Raw genomic sequence first — 17585 nt, 5'->3', positions numbered from 1 at the left:
ATGTCCGCCCAATGCAATCAAAAGATTCAGGAAGTTTAAACCAAAACAAAGACTTTGGCAAAAGAACTCCGGAAATTTACCGAATTGGTTTCCGATTGAAAGTGGTCGACCTTTCTGCTAACTTCCCTCCCCCTCCCCTTAAACCGTTTTCGGAAAGAATTGAATTGCGTGACCAAAGAAATAGTTTTAGAGAAGATCATCGCAGCTCTGACAGCCGACCTCGCCCTCTTCACCCGGGCAGCGCGGACCGCTCATGCCGCGGCCACGCACGCCGAGTGCCTGCCTGATAACAAATATGATACCACGGCCCTGGAAGCGTCCTATGTCGCTCAAGGTCAGGCCAATCGCGCTCAGGATATCCGCCGTGCCCTGGAGAGCTACCGGAGTCTGGTCCTGCGTCCCTTTGGCGACAAAGATCCGCTCCGCCTCACGGCCCTGGTCACTGTAGAAGCGGAGGACAACAGCTATCGTCACTTCTTTCTCGGACCTGCCGCCGGTGGCTTGAAGTTGACGGTGGAAGATGAAGAGTGCATTGTCATCACTCCGGATTCGACCCTGGGACGCGCCCTTCTTGGCAAATATTGCGGTGACGAACTGCAGATTGGCAGCGGCGCCGCCCGGAAAACCTTCACCATTGTCGCCGTTTCCTGATGGTTATTAACACTGTGTACATTGACAAGCCTTATTCGCGTGACTAAGTTGAGGAAACTTTCTGCAAAGGATAAAGCCTATGGACGAACAGAATAATATTACGGATGAGACAGAAGCCCCCGACGAAGCAGGTACGAACGAGTCCGGTGCCAATCTGGTTCTTGCCAGCGAACTTTTACCTTCCGGCCTGCCGATATTGCCGATCCGGCCGCGCCCCTCTTTCCCCGGCATCCTCACTCCCATTGCCCTCTCCGGCAAGGAGATGGTGGAAATGGTCAAGCGCGCCTTCGATGCCCCGTCCCGTGCCATCGGCCTGGTTTTGGTCGTCGATCCCGATGCGCCGGACTCCCCTGCCAATCTGCACAAAGTCGGGGTGGTCGGCAAGATCATCAAGATACTGCACAGTGATGACAACGAAATCCATTTTGTCCTGAGCTGTGTTGAACGCTTTCGCATCGAGGAGTTGATCGAAACGCCGCAGGGCCTCTTCGCACGTGTCCACTATCACCACAGTACCGAACTCTCCGACAATCCCGAACTCAAGGCCTACTCTCTGGCGATTCTGACTACCCTCAAGGAGTTGGTGCAGATTAACCCCCTTTACTCCGAGGAGATCAAGATGTTCCTCGGCCGCTCCAGCCTCAGCGATCCTGGGCGTCTTGCCGACTTTGCCGCCAACCTCACCAGCTCAGACGGCCAGGAACTCCAGGAGATCCTCGAAACCTTCGACGTGCGCAAGCGGATCGATAAGGTTCTGGTGCTGCTGAAGAAGGAGCTGGAGGTCACCCGTCTGCAGAGCAAGATCACCAAGTCGATCGAGGAGAAGGTCTCGGCGCAACAGCGGGAGTTCTTTCTGCGCGAGCAGCTCAAGGCAATCAAGCAGGAGTTAGGGCTGGAGAAGGAAGGGAAGACCAGTGAGATCGAGAAGTTTCAAGCCCGCCTCAAGGGATTAAAGCTCAACCCCGAGGCGCAGCGCGCCATCGACGACGAGATGGAGAAGTTACGTTTGCTGGAGCCGGCTTCGGCCGAATACAACGTCACCCGCAGCTACCTCGATTGGCTCACCATTCTTCCCTGGGGGAAGAATACCAAGGATTCCTATGACCTGGTGCGGGCACGGAAGATTCTCGACCGCGACCACTACGGCCTGGAAGACGTCAAGGAGCGCATCCTCGAATTTATCGCCGTCGGAAAGATGAAGGGGGACATCTCCGGCACGATCCTTTGTCTGGTCGGTCCCCCCGGCGTCGGCAAGACCAGTGTCGGCCACAGCATCGCCGATGCCCTCAAGCGCCGCTTCTACCGTTTTTCTCTGGGTGGCATGCGCGACGAGGCCGAGATCAAGGGACACCGTCGCACCTATATCGGCGCCATGCCCGGCAAGTTTGTGCAGGCGATGAAGAGCGCGGGGAGCGCCAATCCGGTCCTCATGCTCGACGAGATCGACAAGATCGGCGCCTCTTACCAGGGAGATCCGGCCTCGGCGCTCCTTGAAGTCCTCGACCCGGAGCAGAACAGTGCCTTCCGCGACCACTACCTCGATGTCCCCTACGACCTGTCGAATATTCTTTTTGTTGCAACCGCCAACCAGCTCGACACCATCCCGGCACCGCTCTTGGATCGCATGGAGATCATTCGCCTCTCCGGTTATATCCTCGCCGAGAAGGTCGAGATCGCCCGGCGCTACCTTATCCCCAAGGCGCTGAAGAACCACGGTCTCAAAAAGGGGCAGGTGGATATCCGTCCTGACGCCCTGGAAGCGCTTATCGACGGCTACGCACGCGAGGCCGGGGTACGCACTCTGGAGAACCGCATCAAGAAGATCATGCGCAAGGCGGCAATGGCCTTTGCCACCGGCAGCAAAAGCAAGATCATTATCAGCAGCGGCGAGGTGGAAAAGTACCTCGGCAAGCCGGTCTTCACTGCCGACGAAGTCTTTGAAGGGGTGCAGGGGGTCGTTACCGGCCTGGCCTGGACGAGCATGGGCGGGGCGACACTGCAGATCGAGGCGACGGCGGTGCCGACCAAAAATAAAGGGTTCAAGCAGACCGGGCAGCTCGGCAACGTCATGGTCGAGAGTTCGGAGATCGCCTACAGCTATGTCATGGCCCACCTCGCCGACTACGGCGCCAGCAAAGATTTCTTCGACAAAAACTTCGTCCACCTCCATGTTCCGGCCGGTGCCACCCCCAAGGACGGCCCTTCTGCCGGCGTGACCATGACCACCGCGCTGCTCTCTATGATCAGCGGCAAACCGGTCCGCAGCAAGCTCGGCATGACCGGCGAGCTAACCCTGACCGGGCGGGTGCTGCCGATCGGCGGTGTCAAGGAGAAGACCATCGCTGCCCGCCGTGCCGGATTGACGACGCTGATCTTTCCTGAAGGGAACCGTAAAGATTTTGAGGAACTGGCGGATTATCTCAAGGAGGGGATCGAGGTGCACTTCGCCCGCGACTACGCCGAAGTCTACAAAGTAGCCTTCGCGGAGTAACCGCCGATATAAGGGCCAAGAATCTTTTCAAGATGGGGCTTGAGATTTTCGAAGAGCTGCAGCGTCGCTTCATTCGGGTTGCGACAGGAATGGGCCGAGACAGCCAGGTTAAAATAGATCCGGCAGGCCAAGGGCCGGACGCCGTAGATGCCGCAGTTCTTGCGGGTGAGATTGAAGAAGGGGCAGTAGCCGCTGTTGTCGATGCGTTGCGGCAGCAGGTCGAGGAGTTCCTTCTCAGCGGCGAAGACATCGGGCCGGCAGCGGCAGCAGGCGCCGGTGCTGCAACCGACAGAGAGTCTGGTCTCGCCGTGGCAAAAGGACAAGGGATAAAGTCGCTGACCGAAGCGGTTGGCACAGCGATACAGGAAGGAGACCTGCCGCCCGCGCTCAACCCCGGCCCGTTCACACCAGATCACGCGCCGCTTCAGCTTTTCGACCTCCCGGTTGATGATAGTCGTCGGGGCGCTGCAGCCAGCCGCACCGGGCTCTAAACGAAACATTGCATCCTCCTTCTGACACTTAAACTAGACATACTGCCCGGCACACCACCCCGAAGACCACGCCCACTGCAGATTGTACCCTCCCAGCCAGCCGGTGACATCAAGAACTTCTCCGACAAAATAAAGTCCGGCCACCTTCCGGCTCTCCATGGTTTTCGATGAAACTTCAGCGGTATTGACACCACCGACGGTCACTTCCGCGCTCTTGTAGCCCTCGCTCCCCGCCGGTCGGAGGGTCCACTGTTGTAACTGCTGACAGACCGGGACTAAATCATCCTGCGCAATAATTTGCAATGGGCGCGATAGCAATTCTTCGCTGAGCAGGGTCGTGACCAACCGATTCGGTAATTTTTTCTGCAGGAGAGACTTCAACTGCCGCTGTGGCCGACTTTTCTTCGCCTCTTTCAGCTCTGCCAGAAGGTCGCTGCCGGGGAGAAGGTCGATAGTGATCGGATCGCCAGGATGCCAGTAGTTCGAGATCTGTAGAATCACCGGCCCACTCAGACCACGGTGGGTAAAGAGGAGATTTTCGGTGAAAGAGACCTTTCGGCAGGTCACCGTGGCCGGGATGGCGATGCCGGACAGAGGGGTGAGAAGTTCCTTGTCCTGAGCGCTAAGGGTCAGAGGAACCAGGCCCGGCCGGGTCGCGACAATGCTGTGCCCGAACTTCTTTGCCAGCTGGTAACCAAGATCGGAGGCGCCGAGGTTGCTCATGGAGAGACCGCCGCTGGCGATGACCAGCGATGCGGCGGCGTAGTCGACGAGGTCGGCGCTGACGACGAACTCCCCTTCACCGCTTTTTGTGATATCGGTAATGCTCTGGCTGGTCAGGATGTGGACGCCGGTTTTATGACACTGATCGAGGAGCATCGCCAGGATCTCGCTGGCACTTTGGTCACAAAAGAGCTGACCGTGCTCTCGTTCATGAAAGCGGATTTTGTATTTATTGACCAGCTCGAGAAAATTCCATTGGTTGTAACGATTCAAGGCCGACTTGCAGAAATGCGGATTAGCCCCGAGAAAGTGAGCGGCATCGACCTCGTAATTGGTAAAGTTGCAGCGTCCTCCGCCCGAAGCGAGAATTTTGCGACCGGGACTGGCCGCGTGATCGAAAACGATCACCTGCCGGCCACGCCGGGCCGCTTCCATGGCACAAAAAAGGCCGGAGGCCCCGGCACCGATAATGATGACATCGACTTTGTTCATGGATCTGGTTACTTCACTCTTCATCTGCACCTCCTGTTTTCAGATTAACAGGGAGAGCCGACCGGTGCCATATAAAACTCTGTTGTTGACGGCGGGACAGGCGTTCGTTCGTACTCATTTTTATTGTAAGAGGAGAACTTCCCCAAACTTTCAAAGGAGAGATTCTCCCCAACCTTTTTCTGTTTTTTTCAGACATTCAGATGATTGCATCCGGAAGATTGACGTGTTTAATTTTAGATAGAGATAAACGGGTAAATTTTGATTACTTCGGGAGAAGGTGATGAAAATTCAAACAGGTATACTTTGTTTTATATCACTTTTAAGTCTGATTGCTTGTGGCGGTGGTGATGGCGCAGAAGACAGCGTAACCTCGCCGGTTGCAAAAAATCTCTCCGTCACCATTGGCCAGTTTGGCACCAGTATCCCCGGAACAGATAGTCAGTGGTGGGGCGGTGTCAGGGGGCCGGACAACAAAATTTACGGCATCCCCTTCGAATCTGAGGATATCCTCATTATCGACCCAAAAACCAACAGCGCCACGCGCAGCACGATGGGAACCAATATATCCGGATCCAATAAGTGGGCGAGTGGATGTCTGGGGCCGGATGGTAAGATTTATTGTATCCCCTTCAACGCTCCAGATGTTCTGATTATTGACCCGCTCGCCGGAACAGCCCTTCGAACCGACTTCGGTCTGGATCTCAGTGATCATGAAAAATGGGCGGGAGCGGTGCTAGGTGCGAATAACAAGATCTATGCTATTCCCCGGGATTCAGCCAGCATCCTGATCATTGACCCTGCGTCCGGAACTGCAACTCGCAGCACGATGGGGGCGAGCATGACCGGTACCAATAAGTGGTCGGGTGGAGTCCTCGCGACCAATGGCAAGATTTATGGCGTTCCCCGTGATTCGCAGAACATCCTTATTATCAACCCTGTGACCGGAACAGCTTCCCGCAGTAATATGGGAGCAGATCTTACCAGTCGACACAAATATGCGGACGGGATTCTCGCACCGAACGGGAAAATTTATGCCATTCCTTACTCCGATTCCCCTGCCATTTTGATTATCGATCCAGCCACAAATACAGCTTCTCTCAGCACCATGGGGGCAAATCTTTCTGGCTCAGGGTGGTCAGAGGGCATCCTCGGTCCGGACCACAAGATCTACACAGTCCCGTACACATCTTCTGATATCCTGACGATAGATACTGCCGCCGGAACCGCATACCGTTCATCTATTCCAGGGGTGGGGCCAACTTCCATCGGCAAATGGGTCATGGGGGATATTGTAAGTAATGAATTCTACGGCATCCCTTACGGTTCCCAAAACATCATCCGGGCAGAATTTATAAGCCCCGTCGACAGCCTGACGTATATGCCAGTCAACTAAACTTCCAGCAATCTGCTCACGTCCTCCCGCTCCCCTGTGTTCGTTGAGAAAATTTGATACTCGCAAATGAGACGGGTCTTTCTTCTTGAAGAGAGGCCCATTCTCTGTGACAATAAAAAGATGTTGCCCAGGCGCAGCAAGGGATACTTGGAAATTTCACTGAATTAAATTATTAATGGTGTGACATTTGATGGCGAACGCAAAGGTATTGCTGGCATCCAGCACAAAAACCGGCCTGGAGTTAATGCGGCGCTGCCTGAAAGATCTTGATCTGTGGATTCTCACCGCTGAAGATGGCCCGTCAGTACTGCAGTTGTCAGAAAAACATCATCCGCAGCTCATCTTTATGGATATGGATCTTCCCGGCAAAAGTGGCGTCGAATGCTGCTGGCAGTTGCGTAGTTCCGAATACGCCAGGAATATTCCAATTGTCCTCATCACCACCGGTCAGACCTGGGATACTGTTGCCTGTCTGGCGGCAGGGTGTAGCGACATCCTGAGCAAACCCCTTGACCAGACTCTCTTTGTCAGTTTGGGACATAAACTCCTCGGGAGTATCGAGTTGCGTGAATCCCGGGTCTCCTGCCGACCAATCGTTCATTGCCGCAGCAGCGCCGGAAATTTTTATGGAACTATCGAAGATATCGGCCCCCACGGAATGTTTATCGGCACTTCAGAAGAGTTAAAAATAGGTGAATTGATTCATTTGCGATTTTTCCTCCCTTGGCCCGGTGCCGAACACCTTTGTAGCGAGTCGTCCGTAGCCTGGCTCAATCAAGGAAAGGACCGGCAAAGGACTTTTCTCCCGGAAGGTTTCGGAGTCGTTTTCAGCAATCCGTCCCCCGTCCTTGTCGATCATATCGAGAGCTTCATCGAACACGGCCGTCTCCTTTTAAATTCTCCTGAAATAGACAGAAAACAATAAACGAGGAGTGTCTTCGCGGTCTTGCTCTTTTTTGTCTGCTACGTTAAAAGAGAGCTTCATTTTAACCTTGGACGAAAATCATGACCCTCGACAAAAATCTGAGCGCTTTGCAGCGTCTCATTGAAATTATGGATCGCCTGCGTTCCCCGGGCGGGTGTCCCTGGGATGCGGAGCAGACACCGGAAAGTCTGGTCCCTTATCTCCTTGAAGAAGCACATGAAACGATTGAAGCGATCGAAGCCGGCGATCCGACGCTGATCTGCGATGAACTCGGAGATCTCCTGCTGCAGGTGGTTTTTCATGCCCGCATCTTCTCTGAACGGGGCGCCTTCGATGTCGGAGATATTGCCAATGCCATCAGCGACAAATTGGTCCGTCGCCATCCTCATGTCTTTGCCGATGTCACCCTGCAAAATCAGAGCGATTTGACAGCGCAGTGGGAGCAGGTCAAGGCTGGCGAGAAGGCACAGCGCGGAGAGAGCGAGCGTACGCTGCTGGAGAGTATCCCGCGCAGTCTTCCAGCTTTGTCGCGAACCTGGAAACTGATCGAAAAGAGTGCGCGCAGTGGCAGGGTCTGGCCACATTCAAGTGAGAATCTGGCCAGTTGCGCAACAACAGTTCAAGCTTTGTATGCAGGGATGAGCGACGAAGCGCTGGGGGAAGCCCTCTTTGCTCTGGTCGCGGTAGCTCGGGACGGTGGAATCGACCCGGAAGGGGCGCTGCGCCGGGCAACGCATCGCCACTTTCACACCGGGGATGAAAACGCTTGAATCCCTGGCCTTTACTGGAAAAATATTATCCCCCCGGCGATCCGGCGCGGGAGATCCTCTTTACCCACAGTCGTGCAGTTGCACACAAAGCTTTGGCAGTGGCAGGCCGCCTTGCCCACAGTGAAACACTCGATCTGCCCTTTATCGAAGAAGCCGCCCTGCTCCATGATATCGGCATCCGCTTTGTTGCGGCTCCTGCCATCGGTTGCCATGGTAATCTCCCTTACCTCGCGCACGGCTATAAGGGGCGGGAAATCCTTGAACTTGAAGGCTGGCCCCGTCATGCCCTGGTTTGTGAGCGCCATATCGGCGTCGGCCTCAGTGCCGCGGCCATTCTTGACCAACACCTCCCACTGCCGCTACGCAACATGATTCCCGAGACGCTGGAAGAGATTATCATCGCTTACGCCGACCTTTTCTTTTCCAAGGGTGAACAGGAATTGACCCGTGAAAAAGAAGTCGAGCGGGTGCGCCAGAGTGTGGCGCGCTTCGGCGCCGGTAATCTCGCCATTTTCGAAGGCTGGCAGGCACGCTTTGCCAGTTAATCCGATCCAAGGAATCCCTTGCCATGGAAGTCTGGCTTAATAACTTCATCAACTGGATTCCGATCGGTGGACTCTATTATTTCATCATCGGACTCCTTTGTTTTGTCGATGCCGTAGCTTTTATCGGCATCCTTTATCCAGGCGGCCTGTTGATTGTCTTTGCCGGTTTTCTCGCTGCCAACGGTAAGGGGGATATTGTCACTATTGTCATTGTCAGTGCGATCGGGAGTTTCGCCGGCGACATGCTCAGCTACGTCATCGGGGCCCGGGCCGGGGGGGCAATCATGCAGCGTCCCTGGTTTAAACGTCGTGAAAACCTGCTGCAAAAAGGACAGCTGTACTTTGCCGCACACGGGGGAAAGAGCGTTTTTGTCGGCCGTTTTGTCGGATTTTTGCGCCCCTTCATCCCTTTTATTGCCGGCAGTGCCCGGATGAATCCCTACGCCTTTATCTTGTACGCCCTGGTCAGTGCTGTCCTCTGGGGGATTACCTCGCCCGGGCTCGGTTACATCTTTGGCGCGAGCTGGCAGATGGTGCAGGTCTGGAGCGGCCGTTTCAGCTTGTTGTTCTTGCTCCTTGCCGCCCTCTTTGTTCTCAATGCCCTTCTTTGGCGCTATCTCCTCCCGCTACTCGGCAAGACCTTACAATTGGCCGGGGTGAAGATCGCAGTGTATTGGCAAAAATTACTGGGCACCCCGGCAGTGCAATCCTTTTGCCGTAACCATCCCTGCCTCTGGCACTTCCTGGGTCAACGCTTTACCGCTGAACACGCCACCGGCATCTTTCTCACCATCGGCCTCACCGTCTGCACCCTCTTTGCCGCCCTCTTCGCCTGGTTCGGGCGCAGCATCCATCTTCCCAACGACTTGACTCATATCGATCAGCGCACTTACGAACTGTTGGCGATTTTGCACCATCCCTGGACCGACGTTTTTTTTGCCACCCTGACCTGGCTCGGCAGTGTTCCGGCGATGCTTGTTCTTGGTGCCTTTGCCCTCTTTACCCTGATCATCAACAACCGTGATTTTTCCGCCCTGGTTCTCATCTTTGGCATGGCCGGCGGCGAACTATTTGCAGTCCTGGCCAAAGAACTCTTTGCCCGCCCCCGGCCACTTCCGCTCTTTCCAGATCTTGTCATTACTGGCGCCAGCTTCCCCAGTGTGCATGCTTTTTCCGCTCTACTCTTTTACGGGTTGATCGTCTATTTCCTCATCGATAGCACCCGTAATTGGCGGGGCGCGCGGATCGTCCTCCTTCTTTTTGGCAGTTTTATCGTTCTCCTTGTCGGTTTCAGCCGTATTTATCTCGGCGTCCACTGGCTCAGCGATGTTCTTGCCGGCTTTACTCTGGCGGCACTGTGGCTGACTTTTTTGATCACCTTGTGCGAAGCACGTTTTCGTTATGGGGGGTTTGGCCTGGAGCACGGCATACGACCTTTCAAATTCTCGCGGCGCACCCGTCTCTTTCTGATGATTCCGGCGGCGTTGATAGCGACAGGAATGATTTTCGTCCTCATTGATCCGTATCTGCGCTCCATCTCACTCGGTCGCGCCGGCCGATTGCAGCAGACCGTGTCGTTAGCCAGCCTGATTACCGACCTGCCGCGAACGACGCAAGACCTATGGGGGCATCCGCAGCGACCTTTGAGCCTGATCGTCGTTGCTGAAGAAGCCGCAGTGCAACAGCGCCTGCTCGCGGCAGGGTGGCGACCGGCAACACAGGTCGGTCTTGCCGGCTTTAAAACTCTTTTCGCCGATCTTTTGCATGGTCGTACCCAGCATGAAGCGACGATCGTTCCTCTGCTGGTCGAGGGGCAGCGGCAGGATTTCAGCTTTGTGCAGGCTGCGTCAGTGACTGAACCGACTTCGCTGCGTTCTCTTTTGGTCTGGGATCTGGGGCTCCGTCTCGAAGACGGGCGGATTGCCTGGGGATTTCTTGTCAGTCAGCAAATCGGCGTCAAACATCTCAATGTCTTTCCTCTTCCTCTGCCCCTCATTGCCCCGGTGGGGACGGGCGAAGAAGCTGAACTTCGGGCACATTTCTCTTCACAGGCTGCCGACGGGCAAATGATCGTCCTCCTCCCCAGCCAAGGGGATCCAGTTCCCCCTGCCCACTTTTTTTGAACGCTGGCATGTACACTTTGCCATTTAACTTGACTCAAGGATCGCTTTGTTATGGAAGGCTGGATTAACAATTTCACCAACTGGATTCCGATCGGCGGGCTCTATTACAGCCTCCTCGGTCTGTTGGCCTTTGTCGAGTCGCTGGCCTTCATCGGCATCATCTGTCCGGGGAGCGTCCTTATCGTCTTTACCGGCTTTCTCGCTGCCAACGGCAAGGGGGATTTTGTCATTCTCGCCAGTGTCTATATAGTCGGCGCCATCGCCGGAGATCTGATCAGTTATCTCATCGGCGCCCGGGCCGGAGGCGCGATCATGCAGCGTCCCTGGTTCAAACGCCGTGCAAACCTCCTCAACAAGGCGCAACTCTATTTTGCCATGCATGGCGGCAAAAGTGTCTTTATCGGCCGCTTCGTCGGATTTTTACGGCCGTTCATCCCCTTCATCGCCGGCAGTGCGCGGATGAATCCTTTCGCCTTTACTCTCTATGCGCTAGTCAGCGGTATACTTTGGGGGATCATTTACCCCGGCCTCGGCTATCTCTGTGGCGCCAGCTGGCAGATGGTCCAGGTCTGGAGCGGCCGCTTCAGCCTGTTGATCCTCCTCCTCGCCGTCCTCTTTATTCTCAACGCTCTCCTCTGGCGTTATCTCATCCCCTGGCTCGGCAAGCTTGGTCGCCAAATCGGAGAAACAATTGCCGCCCGCTGGCAAGATTTGCTGAGTACTCCGGCTTTTCAATCCGCCTGCCGCCGCCATCCCCACCTTTGGCATTTTCTCTGCCAACGCTTTACCACCGAACATGCCAGCGGCATCTGTCTGACTGTCGGCTTGACCATCAGTACTTTCCTGGCGGCCCTCTTTGCCTGGTTCGGTCGTGGTATCCATGTGAGCCGCGGCCTGACCCATCTCGACCAGCAGCTTTACGATTTTCTGGCGATTTTCCATCACCCCTGGACCGACCTCTTCTTTGCCGCGCTGACCTGGATCGGCAGCAGCCAGGCGATGATCATTCTTGGCGCTTTTGCTCTCTTTACCTTAATCATCAATAATCGTGATTTTTCGGCACTGATTCTGTTCTTCGGCTTGGTCGGTGGCGAACTCTTTGTGTTCCTGACCAAGGAAATCTTTGCCCGGTCCCGACCGCTTCCGCTCTTTCCCGGCCTCGATACGATCGGTGCCAGCTTCCCCAGCGGCCATGCTTTTTCGGCCCTCCTCTTTTACGGACTGGTCGTCTATTTCCTTATCGGCACGACCCGCAACTGGCGAGCGCGGATCGGGCTCGTCTTTTTGGGCAGTTTTGTCGTCCTTCTGGTCGGCTTCAGCCGTATCTACCTGGGACTGCACTGGACCAGCGACGTTTTGGCCGGCTTTACTCTGGCCGCTTTGTGGCTCACCTTTCTGATCACCCTCTGTGAAACCCGCTTTCGTTATGGTGGCTTCGGCCTGCAACGGGGGTGGCGACCCTTCAATTTTACCTTGAGTACCCGTCTGACGCTCTTACTGCCAGCGGTCATTGTGACAGCGGTGATGGTCAGCGCTTCGATTGGGCCCTACCTGCGCGCCATCTCACTGGATCGCGCCGAAGCACAACACATAATCATCTCTCTTGCCGATAGCCCGGAACTTTCTGCCGATCTGCCGCGAACAACGCAAAACCTGTGGGGACATCCGCAACGGCCCTTGAACCTCATCGTCGTAGCAGATGAAACTGCCCTGCAACAGCGCCTGCTCGCGGCGGGATGGCGGCCGGCAACACAGGTCGGACTAGCCGGTTTTAAAACCCTTTTTGCCGATCTCCTCCAGGGTCGAGGCCAGCACGAAGCGACGATCATTCCTCTACTGGTCGAGGGGCAGCGACAGGATTTCAGCTTTGTGCGCGCCGAGGCAGAGACTGACCCGGCGGCTTTACGCTCTCTGCTGGTCTGGGACCTCGGTCGCCGTCTCGCCGACGGTCGGACCGTCTGGGGACTTCTCGTCAGTCAGCAAATCGGCGTCAAACATCTTAACATCTTCCCTCTCCCCCTGCCCTTGCTTGCCCCGGCGGGAATGGACGTAGAAGCTGAACTACTCGCGCTTTTTTCTCCACAAGTTGTCGGGGAGAAAATGATCGTCCTCCTCCCCGTCCAAGCTCCCCGACCAATGGATCCCATTGAATGGGACAAAGGAATATAATGATGACAAACCGAAGACTCCCGGCCGAATGGGAAGAACAGGACGGTGTCCTCCTCAGTTGGCCGCACGCTGACAGCGACTGGAGTGACGATCTCGACAAGGTCGAACCGGTCTTTGCTGCCATTGCCGCCGCCATCAGCCATTATGAACGGGTAGTGATTGTCGCACCGGAGAGCGAATTAATTCTGCCGTCCATCGTTGCCGCCGGGGGCAACCCGCAACAGGTGACCTTGTTCAACCTGCCGACCAACGATACCTGGAGCCGTGATTTCGGACCGATCACCGTCGTGGAAGAAGATCGTCTCCGCCTCCTCGACTTCGGTTTCAATGGCTGGGGACTGAAATTCGCCGCCAATCACGACAACCAGATCACCCGCCGCCTCGTAGAAGCCGGGCTCTTCGGCAAGAATCATCCGCAGGTCGTCGGCCTCATCCTCGAAGGGGGCGCCATCGAAAGTGATGGCGCCGGCACCATCCTCACCACCTCGGAATGCCTCCTCAATCCTAATCGCAATCCCCATCTGCAGCAAAGGGAGATTGAAGCGCAACTCGGGCAATTACTCGGCGCTCAGCGCTTCCTTTGGCTTGAGCATGGGTATCTCGTCGGCGACGATACCGATTCGCACATCGACACCCTGGCCCGGCTCTGTCCGAATGACACCATCGCTTACGTCTTCTGTGACGATCCCGGAGACGAACACTATGCAGCATTGCAACGCATGAGGGAACAACTCCGCTCCTTCCGCACCGCCGACGACCGCCCCTACCGTCTCCTCCCCCTCCCCTGGCCGCAAGCATGCTACGGTCCGAGCAACGAGCGCCTGCCGGCAACCTACGCCAACTTCCTGATCATCAACGGTGCCGTCCTCGTCCCGACCTATAATTGTGCTCAAGATGAAACCGCCCTGAATGTCATCGCCCAGGCCTTCCCTGACCGTAAAATTATCGGAATCGACTGCTCCCCCCTGATTCTCCAGCACGGTTCCCTGCACTGCGTCACCATGCAGCTGCCTCAGGGAGTTTTAACCGGCGACAAATAAGCAAGTCGTAAAGAAAATTTGTCGTTGCACTCCGGAGGGCGGATCGGTATGATGCACAAAAATTATGCAGAAGACCTCATGAAAATTCGCGGACTCCAACTGAAAAACCCGATTATTCTTGCCCCGATGGCCGGAATTACCGACCTCCCCTATCGGCTGATCATGAAGCCGGCCGGAGCGGCGCTGGTCTTTACTGAAATGGTCAGCGCCGTCGGTCTGGTTCGGGCCAAGGGACGCAATCGCACCTTTGAACTCCTCGACTCCCGCCCGGAAGAACGCCCCCTCGGCGTGCAACTTTTCGGCAGCGATCCCGAATACCTGGCACAAGGGGCGCGACTGGTTGCGAGTCACGCCGATTTGATCGATCTCAATCTCGGCTGCCCGGTCCCCAAAGTCACCAAGGGCGGCGGCGGCAGTGCCCTGTTGCGAACACCGGAGCAGATTCGCCGCATCATTGCCGCCATGCGCGCGGCCTGGGATGGCCCCTTGACGGTCAAGATCCGCTCCGGCTGGGATGCCGAACAGATCAATTTTCTGGAGATCGGCCGGATTGCCCAAGAGGAAGGCGTTGATGCCATCACTCTACATCCCCGCACCCGCAGCCAGGGCTTTTCCGGCTTATCGGACTGGACGCATCTGCGCCGGCTCAAAGAGGACCTGACGATTCCGGTGATCGGCAGCGGCGATATCTTCACCGCTGAAGACGGGGTGCGCATGCTGACCGAGACCGGTTGCGACGCGATCATGATCGGCCGCGGCGGCTACGGTAACCCCTGGCTCCTGGCTGAACTGGCGGCGCGTTTGCAGGGCAAAAACTGGCAGGCACCGACCCCGACTGAGCGGGCGCAAGTCGCGCACCACCACCTCGAACTTGCTTTGGAGATTCTTGGCGAACGCCGAAGTCTCGGCGAAATGCGGAAACATCTCTGCTGGTACGCCCGCGGCCTGTCCGGTGCCGCTGCTTTTCGCCAAACGATCAATCGTGCCGAAGAGGTCTCCACCATGCGCGCGCTGATCGATGCTTTTTTTGCGGATGAGGATCATACGGCATGAGCAGTCACCATCCCCGGCAGCGGGATCCCGAGCTTTATATCCAGGTCATGGAGAATATCGACCGGGCGGTCTTTGCCGTCGATCGGCAATCGCGCATCACTCTCTTTAACGCCGCAGCTGAAAATCTCACCGCCATCTCGGAACGCCAGGCACTCGGGAGAACCCTCTCCGAACTCTTTGCCGGTCATGAAGGGCTGTTGACCCTGGTCCGCGCCGCCCTCGAAGAAGGACGCTCTTTCTCCGATTACGAAAACATTCTGCTGCGCCGTCCCATCGGCCTGCCTTTGCCGGTGAGTGCCTCAGCCCTCCCCCTCTTCAGTCATGCCGGTGAACTGAACGGCGCCATCGTCATCCTCCGCGACCTGTCCCGTATTCGCGAATTGGAAGACGCGGTCCGGCGCAGTGATCAACTTGCCGTAGCCGGGGTCATGGCTGCTGGCCTGGCCCACGAGATCAAGAATCCGCTCGGCGGGATTCGCGGCGCAGCGCAACTGCTTGATCGCGAACTCGAAGAACGTGACGATCTGCGTGAATATACCCAGGTAATGATTCGCGAAGTCAGCCGCATCAGCGATCTCCTCGCCGAACTCATGGATCTTGCTGCACCTCGCCCCTTGCAGATGGTGCCGGTGCATTTGAACGCTATTCTCAATGATATTGTTTTGTTGCAGCGCGAAGAGCATCGCAGTCGCGGCGTTGAGTTCATCCTTGATGTCGATCCGAGCCTGCCGCTGCTCCTTGCCGATGAAGCGTTGATCTCCAGACTCTTTCTCAACCTGATCAAAAATGGCGCCGAAGCCATCGACAAGGTTGGACGGGTGACGACGATCTGCCGCGTCGACACCAACATGCACATGCTCCGTCCCGGCAGTCGCTCGACGCCGATGGTGCAGATTGAAATCCGCGACACCGGCCGGGGGATGAGCGCTGAAGAGCTCGAACACATCTTCACCCCTTTTCATACGACCAAAGAGCGGGGGACCGGGCTCGGCCTGGCAGTCTGCCAGAAGATCGTCGATGAACATCGCGGCCTGATCCGCATCGAGAGCGTCCCCGGCAGCGGCACCTCGATTATTATTTCGCTGCCGTTACTGCGTTGAACATACTTATTCTCTCACCCGGCCTTCGGCCACCCTCTCCCAACACAGGGAGAGGGGCTGCCTGGAACCTAAGGGCACCTTCTCCCTCCAGGAGAAGGTGCCCTTAGGGGGCGGATGAGGGAAGGTTTTCCTGTTTCAGCTAACGTTATTTTGCACAAAGGGGGTTCCACCATGCCAATCAATCGTATCCTCGTCGCTGACGATGAAGAGAGTATCCGCTGGGTCCTTTCCAAATCCCTCGGCAAAAAAGGTTTTACCGTCGATCTCGCCAGCAACGGATCAGAAGCTCTCGAGCTTTCGCGCCGCTACCAGCATGATCTCGCCGTTCTCGACATCAAGATGCCGGGGATCAACGGACTCGATCTCCTCACGACCCTGCAGAATGAACGCCCCGGCATGCCGGTGGTGATCATGACCGCTGAATCGTCGATGAAGAATGCTATCGAAGCGATGAAGCGCGGCGCCTACGACTATCTCCCCAAACCCTTTGACCTTGATCTTCTTGAAGCGATCGTGTTGCGGGCACAAAAGGCGATCATTACTACTGATGAAGTGGTTCGATTAAAAGGGGAATTACGCGAGCGGCAGCGTAGTGAGCGACCGCTGATCGGCAACGGCAAGGCGATGCAGGAACTCTTCAAGCTCATCGGCCGCATTGCCCCCTCCGATGCCACCATCCTCATCACCGGTGAATCCGGCACCGGCAAGGAGCTCGTCGCCCGCGCCATCCATGCCAACAGCAACCGCCTCGACAACCCCTTTATCGCCCTGAATTGTGCGGCGATCCCCCGCGAACTCCTCGAAAGTGAACTCTTCGGCCATGAAAAGGGCTCCTTTACCGGCGCCCATGAACGCAAGGCCGGCAAGTTCGAGCAGGCCAATGGCGGAACGATCTTCCTCGACGAAATTGGCGACATGGCCCTCGATCTTCAGGCCAAGCTGTTGCGCGTCCTGCAGGAGAAGGAGGTTACCCGCACCGGTGGTTCGTCGACCATCCGCATTGATGTCCGCATCATTGCTGCCACTAATATGAATCTTGAAGAGAAGGTCGCGGCCAAAGAGTTCCGTGAAGATCTCTTCTACCGTCTTAATGTCGTGCCGATTCATCTGCCGCCGCTGCGTGAGCGTAAAGAGGATATCCCCCTGCTCGTTGACTTCTTCCTCGGCCGGGCGCGCAGTGAATTCGGCGTAACGACCAGCAGTTGCGATGAATCGGCCCTGAAACTTCTTAAACGCCATGACTGGCCGGGGAATGTGCGGGAGTTGGAAAACACCATCCAGCGCGCCTCGATCCTCTCCCCGGATCCGATCCTCACCGCTTCAGACTTTCCGCAGTTGAGCAAGGGTTCGTCGACCGCAAGTAATCGTGGCGATTCCCTCGAAACTCTCATCGCCAACAAGCTGCGCATCTCCCTCGGGCAGATGGAAGTCAACGAACTCAACAATCTCTATGACATGGTCCTGCACCAGATGGAGCGTCCCCTGTTGACCCTGATCCTCGAAACGACGCGCTGGAACCAGGTGCGCGCTGCCGAGATTCTCGGCATCAATCGCAATACCTTGCGCAAAAAGATTCAGACCCTGGGCATTGTCGCGAAAAAGGGGGACTAGGTGAGCAC

Annotated in this window: 14 protein-coding genes; 12 read left to right on the top strand and 2 right to left on the bottom strand. The window is 56.3% G+C overall.

Features of this window, described 5'->3' with window-relative positions:
* Window positions 1-168: 168 nt before the first annotated feature.
* Window positions 169-651, top strand: coding sequence for a transcription elongation factor GreAB (locus tag CVU69_09725; GenBank protein ID PKN12013.1), 483 nt, complete (start codon window positions 169-171; stop codon window positions 649-651).
* Between the two features lie 79 nt (window positions 652-730).
* Window positions 731-3142, top strand: a complete 2412-nt coding sequence (gene lon, locus CVU69_09720) for an endopeptidase La (protein ID PKN12012.1) — start codon at window positions 731-733, stop codon at window positions 3140-3142.
* On the opposite strand, the gene CVU69_09715 is transcribed toward lon, so the two are convergent.
* Both CVU69_09715 and CVU69_09710 read right to left on the bottom strand, forming a co-directional pair.
* The gene (locus CVU69_09715) at window positions 3118-3642 is read right to left on the bottom strand and encodes a zinc/iron-chelating domain-containing protein (GenBank protein PKN12011.1); all 525 of its coding nucleotides are present in this window, start codon (window positions 3640-3642) and stop codon (window positions 3118-3120) included. The two genes, lon and CVU69_09715, sit on opposite strands and share 25 nt — an antisense overlap.
* Window positions 3643-3666: 24 nt before the next feature.
* Window positions 3667-4848 carry an aminoacetone oxidase family FAD-binding enzyme gene (locus CVU69_09710; GenBank protein PKN12029.1) on the bottom strand — a complete coding sequence of 394 codons (1182 nt, stop codon included), beginning with the start codon at window positions 4846-4848 and terminating at the stop codon, window positions 3667-3669.
* A 280-nt stretch (window positions 4849-5128) separates the two neighbouring features.
* Here CVU69_09710 and CVU69_09705 point away from each other — a divergent pair, with 280 nt between their 5' ends.
* The 10 genes from CVU69_09705 (at window position 5129) to CVU69_09660 (ending at window position 17577) form a co-directional block, all read left to right on the top strand.
* Window positions 5129-6241: a hypothetical protein gene (locus tag CVU69_09705; GenBank protein ID PKN12010.1), complete on the top strand. Its 1113-nt coding sequence runs from the start codon at window positions 5129-5131 to the stop codon at window positions 6239-6241.
* Between the two features lie 190 nt (window positions 6242-6431).
* On the top strand, window positions 6432-7166 hold the full coding sequence (locus CVU69_09700) for a hypothetical protein (GenBank protein PKN12009.1): 735 nt from the start codon (window positions 6432-6434) through the stop codon (window positions 7164-7166).
* Between the two features lie 80 nt (window positions 7167-7246).
* Window positions 7247-7936, top strand: a complete 690-nt coding sequence (locus tag CVU69_09695) for a nucleoside triphosphate pyrophosphohydrolase (GenBank protein ID PKN12008.1) — start codon at window positions 7247-7249, stop codon at window positions 7934-7936.
* Entirely contained in the window at window positions 7933-8481 is a 549-nt protein-coding gene (locus CVU69_09690) for a phosphohydrolase (protein ID PKN12007.1), read from the top strand. The genes CVU69_09695 and CVU69_09690 overlap by 4 nt, the downstream gene beginning before the upstream one ends.
* Before the next feature lie 23 nt (window positions 8482-8504).
* A complete protein-coding gene (locus CVU69_09685) occupies window positions 8505-10604 on the top strand; it encodes a hypothetical protein (GenBank protein ID PKN12006.1) in 2100 nt (699 codons plus the stop codon).
* Window positions 10605-10655: 51 nt separating this feature from the next.
* Complete coding sequence (locus tag CVU69_09680) at window positions 10656-12773, top strand: hypothetical protein (GenBank protein PKN12005.1); 2118 nt, start codon at window positions 10656-10658, stop codon at window positions 12771-12773.
* On the top strand, window positions 12773-13813 hold the full coding sequence (locus CVU69_09675) for an agmatine deiminase (protein PKN12004.1): 1041 nt from the start codon (window positions 12773-12775) through the stop codon (window positions 13811-13813). Before CVU69_09680 ends, CVU69_09675 begins: the two co-directional genes overlap by 1 nt.
* Window positions 13814-13864: 51 nt before the next feature.
* Window positions 13865-14866: a tRNA dihydrouridine synthase DusB gene (locus CVU69_09670; GenBank protein ID PKN12028.1), complete on the top strand. Its 1002-nt coding sequence runs from the start codon at window positions 13865-13867 to the stop codon at window positions 14864-14866.
* A complete protein-coding gene (locus CVU69_09665) occupies window positions 14863-15966 on the top strand; it encodes a PAS domain-containing sensor histidine kinase (GenBank protein ID PKN12003.1) in 1104 nt (367 codons plus the stop codon). Before CVU69_09670 ends, CVU69_09665 begins: the two co-directional genes overlap by 4 nt.
* A 171-nt stretch (window positions 15967-16137) precedes the next feature.
* Entirely contained in the window at window positions 16138-17577 is a 1440-nt protein-coding gene (locus CVU69_09660) for a two-component system response regulator (GenBank protein ID PKN12002.1), read from the top strand.
* Window positions 17578-17585 lie beyond the last annotated feature (8 nt).

It is taken from the genome of Deltaproteobacteria bacterium HGW-Deltaproteobacteria-4 (genome assembly GCA_002841765.1).
In the GTDB taxonomy this organism is placed as follows: domain Bacteria; phylum Desulfobacterota; class Desulfuromonadia; order Desulfuromonadales; family UBA2197; genus UBA2197.
Note: the sequence above shows the minus strand (reverse complement) of the source record. Positions and strands in the feature narration are given on the sequence as shown.

Coding starts and splice junctions, on each gene's coding strand:
- CVU69_09670 (PKN12028.1), top strand. CDS start 13,865: ATGCACAAAAATTATGCAGAAGACCTCATGAAAATTCGCGGACTCCAA.
- lon (PKN12012.1), top strand. CDS start 731: ATGGACGAACAGAATAATATTACGGATGAGACAGAAGCCCCCGACGAA.
- CVU69_09685 (PKN12006.1), top strand. CDS start 8,505: ATGGAAGTCTGGCTTAATAACTTCATCAACTGGATTCCGATCGGTGGA.
- CVU69_09715 (PKN12011.1), bottom strand. CDS start 3,642: ATGTTTCGTTTAGAGCCCGGTGCGGCTGGCTGCAGCGCCCCGACGACT.
- CVU69_09710 (PKN12029.1), bottom strand. CDS start 4,848: ATGAACAAAGTCGATGTCATCATTATCGGTGCCGGGGCCTCCGGCCTT.
- CVU69_09695 (PKN12008.1), top strand. CDS start 7,247: ATGACCCTCGACAAAAATCTGAGCGCTTTGCAGCGTCTCATTGAAATT.
- CVU69_09675 (PKN12004.1), top strand. CDS start 12,773: ATGATGACAAACCGAAGACTCCCGGCCGAATGGGAAGAACAGGACGGT.
- CVU69_09660 (PKN12002.1), top strand. CDS start 16,138: ATGCCAATCAATCGTATCCTCGTCGCTGACGATGAAGAGAGTATCCGC.
- CVU69_09705 (PKN12010.1), top strand. CDS start 5,129: ATGAAAATTCAAACAGGTATACTTTGTTTTATATCACTTTTAAGTCTG.
- CVU69_09700 (PKN12009.1), top strand. CDS start 6,432: ATGGCGAACGCAAAGGTATTGCTGGCATCCAGCACAAAAACCGGCCTG.
- CVU69_09665 (PKN12003.1), top strand. CDS start 14,863: ATGAGCAGTCACCATCCCCGGCAGCGGGATCCCGAGCTTTATATCCAG.
- CVU69_09680 (PKN12005.1), top strand. CDS start 10,656: ATGGAAGGCTGGATTAACAATTTCACCAACTGGATTCCGATCGGCGGG.